Source organism: Bradyrhizobium sp. 62B, from assembly GCF_030272265.2.
In the GTDB taxonomy this organism is placed as follows: Bacteria; Pseudomonadota; Alphaproteobacteria; order Rhizobiales; family Xanthobacteraceae; genus Bradyrhizobium.
In genome coordinates this window covers 7,047,235-7,061,286 of the sequence record NZ_CP092841.2, presented here as the reverse complement: position 1 = coordinate 7,061,286, position 14,052 = coordinate 7,047,235, and the positions used below count along the sequence as shown (strand labels likewise).

Annotated in this window: 12 protein-coding genes; 8 read left to right on the top strand and 4 right to left on the bottom strand. The window is 66.1% G+C overall.

The features are described 5' to 3' along the window. Positions 1-3: 3 nt before the first annotated feature. From ML401_RS33945 to ML401_RS33935, 3 genes are read left to right on the top strand one after another with little or no spacing between them, the layout of a single operon-like run. Positions 4-1,398: an AtzE family amidohydrolase gene (locus ML401_RS33945; protein WP_285808545.1), complete on the top strand. Its 1,395-nt coding sequence runs from the start codon at positions 4-6 to the stop codon at positions 1,396-1,398. 12 nt (positions 1,399-1,410) lie between these two features. Beyond that, the gene (gene hpxZ / locus ML401_RS33940; protein WP_211415508.1) at positions 1,411-1,803 is read left to right on the top strand and encodes an oxalurate catabolism protein HpxZ; all 393 of its coding nucleotides are present in this window, start codon (positions 1,411-1,413) and stop codon (positions 1,801-1,803) included. A 4-nt stretch (positions 1,804-1,807) separates the two neighbouring features. Next, positions 1,808-2,530: a GntR family transcriptional regulator gene (locus ML401_RS33935; protein ID WP_285808544.1), complete on the top strand. Its 723-nt coding sequence runs from the start codon at positions 1,808-1,810 to the stop codon at positions 2,528-2,530. A 179-nt stretch (positions 2,531-2,709) separates the two neighbouring features. Here ML401_RS33935 and atzF read toward each other — a convergent pair whose 3' ends face one another. Together atzF and ML401_RS33925 are read right to left on the bottom strand one after the other, a co-directional pair. Continuing rightward, complete coding sequence (atzF, locus tag ML401_RS33930; RefSeq protein ID WP_285808543.1) at positions 2,710-4,530, bottom strand: allophanate hydrolase; 1,821 nt, start codon at positions 4,528-4,530, stop codon at positions 2,710-2,712. 184 nt (positions 4,531-4,714) lie between these two features. Further along, complete coding sequence (locus ML401_RS33925; RefSeq protein WP_285808541.1) at positions 4,715-5,203, bottom strand: MarR family winged helix-turn-helix transcriptional regulator; 489 nt, start codon at positions 5,201-5,203, stop codon at positions 4,715-4,717. Positions 5,204-5,352: 149 nt separating this feature from the next. Here ML401_RS33925 and ML401_RS33920 point away from each other — a divergent pair, with 149 nt between their 5' ends. Next, complete coding sequence (locus tag ML401_RS33920) at positions 5,353-7,212, top strand: feruloyl-CoA synthase (protein ID WP_285808539.1); 1,860 nt, start codon at positions 5,353-5,355, stop codon at positions 7,210-7,212. A 399-nt stretch (positions 7,213-7,611) separates the two neighbouring features. Here ML401_RS33920 and ML401_RS33915 read toward each other — a convergent pair whose 3' ends face one another. Continuing rightward, on the bottom strand, positions 7,612-8,118 hold the full coding sequence (locus tag ML401_RS33915; protein WP_285808537.1) for a MarR family winged helix-turn-helix transcriptional regulator: 507 nt from the start codon (positions 8,116-8,118) through the stop codon (positions 7,612-7,614). Between the two features lie 83 nt (positions 8,119-8,201). Here ML401_RS33915 and ML401_RS33910 point away from each other — a divergent pair, with 83 nt between their 5' ends. The 3 genes from ML401_RS33910 to ML401_RS33900 are packed head-to-tail and all read left to right on the top strand — an operon-like array spanning position 8,202 to position 11,010. Further along, on the top strand, positions 8,202-9,410 hold the full coding sequence (locus tag ML401_RS33910) for a cytochrome P450 (RefSeq protein WP_285808536.1): 1,209 nt from the start codon (positions 8,202-8,204) through the stop codon (positions 9,408-9,410). Between the two features lie 12 nt (positions 9,411-9,422). Next, complete coding sequence (locus ML401_RS33905) at positions 9,423-9,746, top strand: 2Fe-2S iron-sulfur cluster-binding protein (protein ID WP_285808535.1); 324 nt, start codon at positions 9,423-9,425, stop codon at positions 9,744-9,746. A 52-nt stretch (positions 9,747-9,798) separates the two neighbouring features. Continuing rightward, on the top strand, positions 9,799-11,010 hold the full coding sequence (locus tag ML401_RS33900; protein WP_285808533.1) for an ABC transporter substrate-binding protein: 1,212 nt from the start codon (positions 9,799-9,801) through the stop codon (positions 11,008-11,010). 166 nt (positions 11,011-11,176) lie between these two features. Here ML401_RS33900 and ML401_RS33895 read toward each other — a convergent pair whose 3' ends face one another. Further along, the gene (locus ML401_RS33895; protein ID WP_285808531.1) at positions 11,177-12,439 is read right to left on the bottom strand and encodes an NAD(P)/FAD-dependent oxidoreductase; all 1,263 of its coding nucleotides are present in this window, start codon (positions 12,437-12,439) and stop codon (positions 11,177-11,179) included. Between the two features lie 321 nt (positions 12,440-12,760). On the opposite strand from ML401_RS33895, the gene ML401_RS33890 reads away from it, so the two are divergent. After that, positions 12,761-13,933: an ABC transporter substrate-binding protein gene (locus ML401_RS33890; protein WP_194404912.1), complete on the top strand. Its 1,173-nt coding sequence runs from the start codon at positions 12,761-12,763 to the stop codon at positions 13,931-13,933. The last annotated feature ends 119 nt before the right edge of the window (positions 13,934-14,052 follow it).

Genomic DNA, 14,052 nt, shown 5'->3' with positions numbered 1-14,052 from the left:
GCCATGACCAGCAAGCCAGAGATGACGGCCGCCGAGATCGCCAGCGCGGTTGCGACCCGCAAAATGTCCGCGCTCGATGCCACGGAAGCCGCGCTGTCGCGCATCAAGCAGCACGACGGCATCCTCAATTCCTTCACCGATATCACCGCCGATCGCGCCCGCACGAAGGCACGCGCGGTCGATGCCGACATCGCCGCCGGCAAGGACGTCGGCCCGCTCGCCGGCGTGCCCTTCGCGGTGAAGAACCTGTTCGATGTTGCTGGCCTGCCGACACGCGCAGGCTCGAAGATCAACCGCGACCGCGCACCCGCCAAGCGCGATGCGACGCTGATCGAGCGCATGGAAGCCGCCGGCGCCGTGCTCGTCGGCGCGCTCAACATGGGCGAATACGCCTACGACTTCACCGGCGAGAACGTCCATGACGGTCCCTCGCGCAATCCGCATGATACGACGCGCATGACCGGCGGCTCCTCCGGCGGCTCGGGCAGCGCCGTCGGCGGCGCGCTGGTGCCGCTTGCCCTCGGCTCGGACACCAATGGCTCGATCCGCGTGCCGTCCTCGTTCTGCGGCATCTTCGGCCTGAAGCCGACCTATGGAAGGCTGTCGCGCGCGCGCTCGTTCCCCTTCGTTGCGAGTCTCGATCATCTCGGTCCGTTCGCACGCTCCGCCGCCGATCTCGCGCTCGCCTATGACGTCATGCAGGGCCCGGACACGGAGGATAGCGCCTGCACGACGCGCGGGCTCGAGCCGACGCTGCCGCTGATCGCCAATCCGGTCTCGGACCTGCGCATCGCGATCGCCGGCGGATATTTCCAGAAGAACGTGTTCCCGGAAGCCGTCGAAGCGGTCAGCCGCGTTGCCAAGGCGCTCGGCGCAACGCAAGTCGTCGACGTGCCCGAGGCGGCGCGCGCTCGCGCCGCGGCCTATGTCATCACCACCACCGAAGGCGCCTCGCTGCATCTCGATCGCTTGCGCCAGCGCCCGAACGATTTCGATCCGGCGGTGCGCGACCGGCTGATCGCCGGCGCCATGGTGCCGGCGCCGCTGGTCGACCGCGCGCAGAAATTCCGCCGCTGGTACCGCGCGCAGCTCGCCGGGATCTTCAAATCGGTCGATGTGCTGCTGGCGCCGGCAACGCCCTGCACCGCGCCAAAGCTCGGCCAGGTGAACTTCAACCTCGACGGCGTCGAGCTGCCGATACGTGCCAATATCGGCGTTCACACCCAGCCGATCTCCTTCATCGGCCTGCCGGTGGTGGCAGTTCCGGTGCCGCTCGAGCCGCTGCCGATCGGCGTGCAGATCATCGCCGCGCCCTGGCGCGAGGACATCGCACTCCGTGTCGCCTACGCGCTGGAAAAGATGGGCGTCGCCGCCGCGCCCGCGCCAAGGGGACTTTGAGAGGAATTTGAGATGGAGATCGATCTCCCCGACGTGATCGCGGAAGTCAGAGCCGCGTTCGACCGTTATGAGCAGGCCCTGGTCAGCAATGACGTCGCCGTGCTCGGCGAGCTGTTCCGCAACGATCCCCGCACGCTGCGCTATGGCATCGGCGAGAACCTCTACGGCTATGAGGCGATCTCGGGCTTCCGCGCCGCGCGCTCACCCGTCGGCCTCAATCGCCGCACTGCCAGGACGGTCATCACCAGCTATGGCCGCGACACCGCCGTGGCCTCCACTCTGTTCTATCGCGACACGGCGCCCGGCAAGGTCGGCCGGCAGATGCAGACCTGGGTTCGTTTTCCCGAGGGCTGGCGCGTCGTCGCCGCCCATGTCAGCATCATCGACGAGCCGAAAGAGGCGTGACCGCATGACGCTCGACGATCTTCCGCCAAGCGCCGTGCCGGCCGAACCGGTGGTGCCGCGCGTCGACCGGGCGCAGCCCAGCGTGCACAAGATCACGCGCGCCGAGGAGCTGCGCCTGCAGCTCGCGGACGAGATCGTGCGCGGCGCTCTCGCCCCCGGCGCGCCGCTGGACGAGACCGACATCGCGCGCCGCTTCAACGTCTCGCGGACGCCGGTGCGCGAGGCGCTGCGCCAGCTCGTGGCAAGCGGCCTCGTCGAAGCGCGCGCCCATCGCGGCGCGGTGGTGGCGCAGCCGTCGATCGAGCGGCTGAAAAGCATGTTCGAGGCGATGGCGGAGCTGGAAGCGCTGTGCGCCGGCCTCGCCGCCGAGCGCATGGCAGCGAGCGAGCGCCATGGCCTCGAGGCGATCCACGAAGAGCTGCGCGTGCTCAGCTACACCGGCAATCCCGATCGCTTTCACGAGGTCAACGAGCGCTTCCACAACGCGATCTATGCGGGATCGCAGAACGGCTACATCGCCGAGATCACGCTCGCCACCCGCGTCCGCGTGCAGCCGTTCCGCCGCGCCCAGTTCCGCAATCTCGGACGCCTCGCCAAATCCCAAGCCGAGCACGACCGCGTCGTCGTCGCCATCATGCGCGGCGACAAGCAGGGCGCCGCCGCCGCGATGCGCGCGCATATCGAGCTGGTGCGCGGCGAGTACGAGATCTACGCGGTGTCGGTGTGATGTGTGCACGTGTCCCGGACGCGGTGCAGCGCCATAAACGCGTTGACGCGCGTCTTCGACACGCTATGGCGCGGCTCCGCAGAGCCGGGACCCATCTAACCGTCTTGCAAGCTGCCCTATGGGTCCCGGTTCAGCAGCGCACCACTGCGTGATGCGCTGCGCCCGGGACACGAGACTACCTAGGCCTTCGCAGCTTCCGCCATAAACTTCCGCCAGCCGCCATACGCCGTGATGTCGCGCGCCTCGCCCAGCACTTCCGGCTCGACGAGAAATCCCTTCACGCTGCGGCCATCGGCGAGGCGCACCGTGCCGATCGCCATCGGAGATGGAATTGCGTTGACGAACTTGCCGAAAGCGGACGGCGACAGGGACCAGATCTCAACTTCGATCGCTGCGCCGTTACCGGCTGCAACCCGCAGCATGCCCGGCTTCGGCGGCGTGGTCTGAAGCGCGAAGAGCTTGTAGTCGGGTGCGGTTTTGGTCGCCTCGATCAGCGTGGCATTCAGCGCCGTCAGTTCACCGTTGAGCGCCATGCCGGACAGATGTGCACCGACGACCGCGATCGGGATCTCGTCGCCGCTACTTGCCAGCAGCGGCGCGAGCGGTGCCTGGGCCACGCCCTTCGCTCCGACGGTCAATTTCGTATCCGCATGGAACATACGCCCGATGCTCGCGAGCAGCGCGTCATGTCCCGCCGGCGCCAGCAGCGTGATACCGAACGGAATGCCGTCGGCGCGCATCGATGCCGGCAACGCCAGGCCGCAGAGGTCGAGCAGGTTGACGAAATTGGTGTAGGTGCCGAGCCGGCTGTTGAGCTCGATCGGGTTGGCGAGCACCTGCGCGGTCGTGTAGGCCGTCGGCGCAGTGGGCAGCACCAGTGCGTCGATATTGGCAAACGTCCGCTCGGCGATCTTGCGCAGGCCTTGCAGGCGATACAGCGCCGAAAATGTCTCCGCCGCTGTCAGCCGTGCGCCGGCCGCGGTGATCTCGCGCGTCACTGGATGAATCGCATCCGGCGCGGACGCCAGCAGGTCCTTGATCACGAGATAGCGCTCGGCGACCCACGGGCCCTCATAGAGCAGCCGCGCCGTCTCGTAGAACGGCTCGAGGTCGAACTCGACCAGCGTGGCGCCGAGTGCGGTCCAGCGCTTCAAGGCATCGGCGTAGGCGGCCTCCGATGTCTTGTCGCCGAAGAAGATCAGCTGCCCGTTGCGCGGCACCCCGAGGCGCAGGTTTGCGGGAAACGGCGTGATCGGCTGAAGCGGCCGGTCGCGCGAGAACGGATCGGCCGGGTCCGGTCCCGCCATCACCGACAAGGCGAGCGCAGCATCATCCACCGTCAGAGCGAAGACCGAGATGCAGTCGAGCGTTCGGCAGGCCGGCACGAGACCGGCGTTCGAGATCATGCCGAGGCTCGGTTTCAGCCCGACGATGTTGTTGAGCATTGCCGGCACCCGTCCGCTGCCTGCGGTATCGGTGCCGAGCGACAGCGGCACGAGACCGGCGCCGACGGCGACCGCGGAGCCCGAGCTCGATCCGCCGGGAACGAGATCCTCACGGACCGAATTTTTGGGGATGCCGTAGGGCGAGCGCACGCCGACGAGGCCGGTCGCGAACTGGTCGAGATTGGTCTTGCCGATGATGATGGCCCCGGCGGCACGCAGCCGCGCCACCGCGGTCGAGTCGTGCGTCGGCGTGGTGGAGAAGGCCGGGCAGGCCGCGGTAGTCGGAAAGCCGAGCGCGTCGATATTGTCCTTCACCGCGACCGGCACGCCGTAGAGCGGCAGGCCAGCGGCATCCGCGCGCGCGGGAAGCTGCTCGGCCTCCGCGACCGCATCCGCCTCGTCGCGCAGGCTGATGAAGATGGCGGGATCGTTGCGGTCACGGATGCGCTGATAGGTCCGCGCGATGGTCTGTGCCGGCGTCAGCGTGCCCGCGCGATGCGCGGCCACAATCGCGGCGATCGTTTCAGGCTGCTCAGCCCCCACCTCAGCCCTCATGGCGATAAAACTCCGGCAATCTGTCCTAGCTCGGAGCGAAGCAAGCGATGTGCCATTGTGTACAATGCCGTGGGCCGGACGAATGCTCAGGATATTATCGAGTAATCAATAGCTTGAGATTTACTCGACGGGTTCGCGGCGGCGCCCCGCGACGGGCATCTGCCCAAATCGTAGGCAACCCAGATCAGGTGAAGCCAGCGAGGATCCGGAGCAGCTGCACCCGGTTGTCCTTGCCGATCTTATCCTCGACATGCCGCTCGTGCTCGGCCGCGAGCCGCTTGAATTTCGCCAGTGCCGTCTCGCCCTGTGCGGTGAGGTGCAGCGCATGGGAACGGCGGTCCGCCTTCGACTTGGCCCGCTTGACGTATTTGCGCTGCTCGAGGCTGTCGAGCAGGTGCACCAGCCGGGCGCGCTCGATGCCGAGGCGCTTTGCCACCGCCATTTGCGACAGGCCCGGATTGGCGCCGATCAGCGTCAGCACCGAATATTGCGTCGGCCGGATGTCGACCTCGCCGAGCGTCTTGATGAAGTCCTGGAAAATCCAGATCTGGAAGCGCCGCACCGCGTAGCCGGCGTGCCCGACCAGCGCGTCGAGGCCAATCTCGTCGGCGGCATCGCGAGGCGCCGCGCCGTTGCGCTTGCGTGGGGCAGTCTGGGTTGCGCTGGCTGTCACATCGTATCTCCCGCCAGGTGGAGCTTAGCGCTTCAACGGCGTAAGCGAAAGATTGTTGTTGACGACAACAATTGTCATGCCCAACATTATGGTCAAAGCAGCCCGAACGAGGCTGCCGCCGATCCGTATCCGGACGGAGGAGGAAACCCATGACAGCCGCCCCACGCGGTGACGTTGCAGGCCTGTTCGCAACGCCGAGGACGCTCGCAGAGCATCGTCCCGATGGCAGCATCGTGTTGCGCTCGCCCGAACCCTTGGGCGACAGCGCCCGCTGCGTCGGCGACTGGCTGGAGCATTTTGCGCGGCACGCGCCGGATGCGATCTTCCTCGCCGAGCGCGGCCAGGTCGATGCGCCCTGGACCACGGTCACCTATGCCCAGGCGCTGCGCCAGGTGCGTGCGGCGGCGTCCTGGATCCTGGCACAGGGCCTCAGCGCCGAGCGCCCGCTCGCGATCCTCTCCGACAACAGCGTCGACCACGCGCTGCTTGCGCTTGCCGCCCAGCATGTCGGCGTGCCCTCGGCTGCGATCTCGCCGGCCTATTCGCTGATGTCGAGGGATTTCGAGAAGCTCAAGAGCATGATCATGCTGCTCGAGCCGGGTGCGATCTACGTCTCCGCGACGAAACCCTTCGCGGCCGCGCTGGCCGCCATCGCGCCGCTGCACAATGCGCAGATCATCAGCGGCAAGGCCGACGATGCCGATACGCTTGCCTTCAACGTCATCGCGGCAACGCCCGAGACGCCTGACGTCGCAAAGGCGTTCGCCGCGGTGACTCCGGACACGATCGCAAAATTCCTGTTCACGTCAGGCTCGACCGGCACGCCGAAGGCCGTCATCAACACCCAGCGCATGCTGACCTCGAGCCAGCAGGCCAAGGCGCAGACCTGGACCTTTCTCGAACCGGGCAGCGGCGATCTCGTCATTCTCGACTGGCTGCCCTGGAGCCACACCTTCGGTGCCAACCACAATTTCAATCTCGTGCTGCGCAATGGCGGCTCGCTCTATATCGACGGCGGCAAGCCCGCGCCCGGGCTATTCGCGACCTCGCTCGCCAATCTGAAAAGCGTGATGCCGACGGTCTATTTCAACGTGCCGCGCGGCTTCGACATGCTGGTCGCGGCGCTACGCGGCGACGAGGAGCTGCGCCGCCTCTTCTTCAGCGAGGTGAAATTCGCCTTCTATGCCGGCGCCGCGCTGCCGCAGAATCTCTGGGATGCCATCGAGGAACTCTCCATCAAGACCGTCGGCCGCGCGCTGCCGATGGTCTCGGCCTGGGGCTCGACCGAAACCTCGCCGCTGGCCACCGACTGTCATTTCCTCGCCGAACGCTCCGGCAATATCGGCGTGCCCATCCCCGGCACTGAGCTGAAGCTCGTCACATCAGGCGACAAGCTGGAAGTGCGCGTGCGCGGCCCCAATGTCACGCCGGGCTATTGGAAGGAACCGGAGCAGACGAAGCAGGCGTTTGACGACGAGGGCTTCTATCTGATCGGCGACGCGGTGAAACTCGCGGATGCCGAACGGCCGGAGCGCGGCCTGTTCTTCGACGGCCGCGTCGCCGAGGATTTCAAGCTCAACTCCGGCACCTGGGTCAATGTCGGCACGCTGCGCGTCGCCGGCATCGCGGCGCTTTCGCCGCTGGCGCAGGACATCGTCGTCGCGGGCCATGGCGGCGACGAGGTGCGCTTCCTGGTGTTTCCGAACATCGGGGCCTGCCGCACGCATGCCGGCCTAGGCGAGACGGCCGAGGTGAACGAGGTGCTCGCCCACGACAAGGTGAGGACCGCGATTGCGCAGGGCCTCGCAAAGCTGAAGCAGCAGGGTCCCAACTCCTCCGGCCACGCCACTCGCGCGCTGCTGCTGGCCGAACCGCCGTCGGTCGACGGCGGCGAGATCACCGACAAGGGCTACATCAACCAGCGCGCCGTGCTGACGCGGCGTGCGGAGGCGGTGGCGCGGTTGAATGATGATGCGCCGGGCGCGTGGATTGGGTTGCCGCGTGAATAGCTATCTCGTCGCTCAATCACTCTCGTGCCCCGGACGCAGCGCAGCACGCCGGCGATGCGAAGCATCGTCCGGTGTGATGCGCTGCAGAGCCGGGGCCCATCGCCCCTAGCATACGCCGCCGCATGGGTCCCGCTCTGCGCAGCAGCGTTTCACGCTGCAGCGCGGCCGAGACACAAGGAGCCACACTTCCCACTAAGTCAGGCACCCTGCCGCAATATATCTCCGATTCTTTTGTTGCCTAAGCAACTAATTTATGCGAACCGTTCCGGGGAGCGATGACGGCGGGGAAAACTGCCGCGTCCGGTCCTGGAGGAAACGATGCTCGGCCCGCACGGTGCCGTCGGCAAACGACGGCGCATGCCTGGATGTGACGCAAGGTGGCGCCTGGTGCGCGGCCCGTCAGGCCTCAATGCTGCCGGTGACCGCACCGAGATTTTCGTGCAGCCGGCGCAGCAGATCGATCAGCACCTCGCGCTCGTCCTTGTTGAGGCAGGACAGCAGCCGCCGTTCGCGCTCGAGCGCGGCGACGATCACCTTGTCATGCGTGGAGCGGCCCTTTGTCGTCAGCGCGATCGAATGGGTGCGACCGTCATTCGGGTCGGTGCGGATCGAGACCAGCCCGCGCTTCTCCAGGCCCGCCAGCGTCCGGCTCACTGGTCCCTTGTCGAAGCCGATGACGTGGCAGATGCGCGAGGCTGGAATGCCGGGCTCGATCGCCAGCAGCGACATGATCCGCCATTCCGTGACGTTGACGCCGAACTCCCGCTGATAAAGCGCGGTCGCGCTGTTCGAGAGCTTGTTGGCGATGAAGGTGACGAACGCCGGAACGTAACGGTCGAGATCGAGCGTCGGTCCCGCGTCGGTGGGCGCTGGCTTTTGGCGGGATCGGGTCAAGGACGGCGGCATGGCGGGATTCGGACTCGCGGCGGGTCAAACGACCTAAGGGCATGCGCCCGCCTTTCACAAGATCAAAATGAGGGAGGACTTCAATGAGCGCACCCGGCTCGGCTGTGTCAGGCGTTCCGCATCTCGACGTCGATCCCTTCGACATGAATTTTTTCGCCGACCCTTATCCCACGCATCAATTGCTGCGGGAGGCGGGACCGGTGGTCTATCTCGACAAGTGGAACGTCTACGGCGTGGCGCGCTATGCCGAGGTCCATGCGGTGCTGAACGATCCCGCGACCTTCTGCTCCAGCCGCGGCGTCGGCCTGTCCGACTTCAAGAAAGAGACGCCGTGGCGGCCGCCGAGCCTGATCCTCGAAGCCGATCCACCTGCACACACCCGTACCCGTGCCGTGCTGTCGAAAGTGCTGTCGCCGACCGCGATGAAGCAGGTGCGCGACCGTTTTGCCGCCGCGGCCGAGGACCGGGTGGACGCGCTGCTGGACAAGCGCAGCTTCGATGCGATCGCCGATCTCGCCGAGGCCTATCCGCTCTCGATCTTTCCGGATGCGCTGGGCCTGAAGCCGGAGGGGCGCGAGCATCTGATCCCCTATGCCAGCGTCGTGTTCAACGCGTTCGGCCCGCCGAACGAGTTGCGCCAGCAGGCGATCGCGCGCTCGGCGCCGCATCAGACCTATGTCGCCGAGCAGTGTCAGCGCGACAATCTCGCACCCGGCGGCTTCGGGGCCTGCATTCATGCGCAGGCCGACGTGGGTGCCATCACGGCCACCGAGGCGCCGCTATTGGTGCGCTCGCTGCTGTCGGCCGGCCTCGACACCACCGTCAACGGCATCGGTGCCGCCGTCTATTGCCTCGCGCGCTTCCCCGAGCAGTGGCAGCGCCTGCGCGATGATCCGACGCTGGCGCGCAACGCTTTCGAGGAGGCCGTGCGGTTCGAGAGCCCGGTGCAGACTTTCTTCCGCACCACCACGCGCGATGTCGAGCTCTCGGGCGTTCGGATCGGCGAGGGCGAGAAGGTGCTGATGTTCCTCGCCGCCGCCAACCGCGATCCCAGGCGCTGGGACCAGCCCGACAGCTACGACATCACGCGCCGCACTTACGGCCATGTCGGCTTCGGCTCGGGCATCCACATGTGCGTCGGCCAGCTCGTCGCCCGCCTCGAAGGCGAGGTGATGCTGACGGCGCTGGCTCGGCGCATCGCGAAGATCGAGATCACCGGCGAGCCGAAACGCCGCTTCAACAACACGCTGCGCGGGCTCGACAGCCTGCCTGTCACCATCACCCCGGCCTGACGAGGAGCCTTGATGCCCGCCATCATTTTCATCCATCCCGACGGCAAGTCCGATCGCGTCGAGACCTCGGGCGGCGAGAGCGCCATGCAGGCCGCGACCCGTCACGGCCTCGACGGCATTCTGGCGGAATGCGGCGGCAACGCCATGTGCGCGACCTGCCACGTCTATGTCGATGAAAGCTGGCTCGCGCGCCTGCCTGCCATGGCCGACGACGAGGACGCATTGCTCGACGGCACCGCGAGCGAGCGGCGGCCGAACAGCCGGCTGTCCTGCCAGATCAAGATGACGCCGGAGCTCGACGGGATCGTCGTGAAGCTGCCGGAGCGGCAGGTCTGAATGTCCGCGCCGGCAGCACCGGCGCGTCAACGCATCAACAGGGGAGGGAACCATGAAGCATTTGAAGTGGACGCTGGCGCTGGCCGCGAGCCTAGTCGCCGGCGCGGCGAGCGCCGAGATCTCGGACAATGTCGTGCGTGTCGGTGTGCTCAACGACATCTCCGGCATCTTCCAGGACACCAACGGCATGGGCTCGGTGGAAGCCGCGCGCATGGCGGCGGAGGATTTCAACGGCGGCGGCAAGAACATCAAGGTCGAGATCGTCTACGCCGACCACCAGAACAAGGCCGATGTCGGCAACGCCATCGCGCGCAAATGGCTCGATGTCGAAGGCGTCGATGCCATCGTCGACGTGCCGAATTCAGCCGTAGGCCTGTCCATCAACACGCTGCTGCGCGACAGCCGCATGACGTTCCTGGCCTCCTCGACCGCAAGCTCGGATCTCACCGGCAAGGCCTGCTCGCCCAACACCATTCAATGGGTCAACGACACCTGGGCCACGGGCAACACCACCGCGGCTGCCATGATGTCGCGCGGCGGCAAGGACTGGTATTTCCTCACGGTGGATTACGCGCTGGGCAAGGGCATCGAGGCCGAGGCGCAAAAATACATCGACGGCCATGGCGGCAAGGTGTTGGGCTCCTCCAAGCATCCGCTCGGCACCTCGGACTTCGCCTCATTCCTGCTGCAGGCGCAAAGCTCGAAAGCGCAGGTGATCGGCCTTGCCAATGCCGGCGGCGACACCATCAACGCCGTGAAGCAGGCCGCCGAGTTCGGCATCCAGCAGAACGGACAAAAGCTCGTCGCCTTCCTGCTCTTCATCAACGACGTCCACGGCATGGGCATCAAGGTCGCGCAGGGCCTGCAACTGATGGAAGCCTTCTACTGGGACATGAACGACGACACCCGCGCCTTCGCAAAACGCTTCGCCGCGCGCCCCGGCATGAACGGCAAGATGCCGAGCGGCAACCAGGCCGGCGTCTATGCCTCGACGCTCGCCTATCTCAACGCGGTTGCCGCCATCGGCAGCGACAACGCCAGGGACGCCGTCCCCGAGATGAAGAAGTTTCGAGGCAAGGACAGGCTGTTCGGCGACACCATCATCCGCCAGGACGGCCGCGTGGTGCATCCGATGTATTTGTTCGAGGTGAAGAAGCCGGAGGAGTCGAAATATCCGTACGATTATTACAAGCTGGTTTCGACGATTCCGGCGGAGCAGGCGTTTCGTCAGCTGGCGGAGGGCGGGTGTGAGCTGGTGAAGTAGCTGCAGCAGCGAGCGCTGCTGCACCCTCTCCCCTTGTGGGAGAGGGTGGCTTCGCAAAGCGAAGCCGGGTGAGGGGTTCTCTCCTCACGGAGGATCTCGCGAGTTGAGAGAACCCCTCATCCGACGCTTCGCGCCACCTTCTCCCACAAGGGGAGAAGGAAGAAGGTTACACCACCTTGCTACTCCCCTGCGTGATCAACCGCGCCGCGCGCTGATCTCGCGCGTAGATCCAGAGCCAGCTCAACGCGACGCTGAGGCGGTGGCGCAGGCCGATCAGGAAGTAGATGTGGGCGATGCCCCAGATCCACCATGCGATCGCGCCGCGCAGCTTGAAACGGCCGAAATCGATGACGGCGAGCCGCTTGCCGATCTGGGCGAGACTGCCGGCGTGCTTGTAGCGGAACGGGCCGGTCGCGGCTCCACGCAGGCGGGCCTTGATGGTCTCTGCGACGTGACGGCCCTGCTGCTTCGCGGCCGGCGCGATGCCCGGCACCGGCTTGCCCTCCCAGGCGTTGATGCTGACGGTGTCGCCGATCGCAAAGATCTCGGGATGGCCGGGAATCGTCAAATCTGCCTCGACCTGCACGCGTCCGGCGCGGTCGGCGGGTGCGCCCAGCCATTCGGCGGCGGGCGAGGCGCGGACGCCGGCGGCCCAGATCCTGGTCTTGGCTTCGAGCAGCTTGCCGCCGAACACGACGCCCTCGCGGTTGATCTCGGTGACGGCCTGTCCCAGCACGACCTCGACGCCGATCTTCTCCAACGACGCCTGCGCATAGACCGAGAGGTCGTCGGCGAAGCCCGCGAGCACGCGCGGCCCCGCTTCGATCAACACGACGCGCGCTTTGGTCGTGTCGATGTTGCGGAAATCGCCGGGCAAGGTGTGGCGCGCCATTTCGGCGATGGTGCCGGCGAGCTCGACGCCGGTGGGGCCGGCGCCGACGATGACGAAGGTCAACCGCGCGGCGCGCTTCTGCGGATCGGTCTCGCGCTCGGCGCGCTCGAACGCCACCAGGATGTGACGGCGCAAGGTGGTGCCGTCCTCGAGCGTCTTCAGGCCCGGCGCCCATTGCTCCCATTCGTCGTGGCCGAAATAGGCGTGACGCGCGCCGGTCGCCAGCACCAGCGTGTCGTAGGGTACCTCGCTGCCGTCGTCGATCAGCACGCAGCGCCGTGCCGCATCGACGCCGCTGACCGTCGCGAACAGCGTCGTCACGTCGGGCCGGTCGCGCATGAGATGGCGGATCGGCCAGGCGATCTCGCTGGTCGCGAGCGAGGCGGTAGCGACCTGGTAGAGCAGCGGCTGGAACAGATGATGGTTGCGGCGGTCGATCAGCGTGATCTCGACGCCCGCGCCTGCAAGCCGGTAGGTCGCCTCCAGCCCGCCGAAGCCGGCGCCGACAATGACGACGCGATGGGGATGTGCGGCCATGATACGTCCTCGAATCTCGCTGCTGCCTCTTCCTCATTTAAGTGCGGATCGGGGGCCGCGGTCCAATAGAGGTCATCAATCGCGACATAGGCGGGGTGTATCGTTCCGGCGCGGGAAAACGCCGCGGCTCCGGACCGGCCTCAGGCCGGCCTCGGTCGAAGTGAGTAGAATTATATTTCTTGCCATCCGCGTTGGGGGCGAAATATGGTGCAGGAGTGGGCGCTGAGCCATTGGCGGCGCGACGGATTTTGCGTTCAATAGAGAAGGCCCGGGGCGGCGATCACCCCGCTTGCGGGCTCAATCATAAGGAGGGGAGTGATTATGAGGACGGCATTCTGGCTGGCGGGCGCAGCGGCGCTGGTGCTGGCGAGCCCGGCTTTCGCCGGCGACACCATCAAGATCGGTTTCGTCTCGACCTTCAGCGGCCCGACCGCCGTGATCGGCAACGACATGCGCAACTCCTTCGAACTCGCGCTGGATCACATGGGCCGCAAGATGGACGGCAAGCCGGTCGAGGTCATCTACGAGGATGACGGCCAGAAGCCCGATGTCGGCAAGCAGAAGACCGAGAAGCTGGTGCAGTCGGACAAGGTCGATTTCATCGTCGGCTATATCTGGTCGAACGTGCTCCTGGCCTCGCTGAAGACGGCCGTGGATTCGCAGACCTTCCTGATCTCGGCCAATGCCGGTCCGTCGCAGCTCGCCGGCGAGCTCTGCTCGCCTTACGTGTTCTCGACCTCCTGGCAGAACGACCAGACGCCGCAGGCGATGGGCCTCTACATGAACCAGAAGGGCGTCAAGAGCGTGTTCCTGATCGGCCCGAACTATGCCGCCGGCAAGGACATGCTCGCGGGCCTGAAGAACACCTTCAAGGGCGAGATCAAGGGCGAGGAATACACGGTCTGGCCGAGCCAGCTCGATTTCTCCGCCGAACTCTCCAAGGCGCGCGCCTCGGGCGCCGAGTCGATCTTCGTGTTCTATCCCGGCGCGGCCGGCGTGCAGTTCCTCAATCAATATGCGCAGGCTGGCCTGAAGAGCACGATGCCGCTCTACACGGCGTTCACCGTCGACGAGCTCTCGCTGCCGCTGCAGAAGGAGAACGCGCTCGGCGTGCCCGGCGCGCAGGAATGGGTCAACGACCTGCCCAACGAGCAGAACAAGCGTTTCGTCGCCGACTACCGCAAGAAATATCCCGGCCTGCGCCCGACCTATTACGGCGCACAATCCTATGACGCCGCCCAGCTCATCAACAGCGCGGTGGTCGCTGTGAAGGGCGACACCAGCAAGAAGGACGCGATGAAGGCCGAGATGGAGAAGGCCAACTTCAAGTCGCTGCGCGGCGCGTTCAAATACGGCAACAATCACATCCCGGTGCAGAGCTTCTATCTGCAGGACGTGGTCAAGGACGCCGAAGGCCAGCTCGCGCTGAAGACGGTGGCGACCATCGTGGAGAACGACCAGGACCGTTTCCACGACAAGTGCAAGATGAAGTGAGGTCGTAGCTCCAAGTGAAGTGGCGCGAAGCGCCGGAGGGGTTCTCTCCACTCTTGCAATTGCGAGTGAGGAGAGAACCCCTCGCCCGTCTCGCCGCTAGCGCCGCGAGCCGCCCTCTC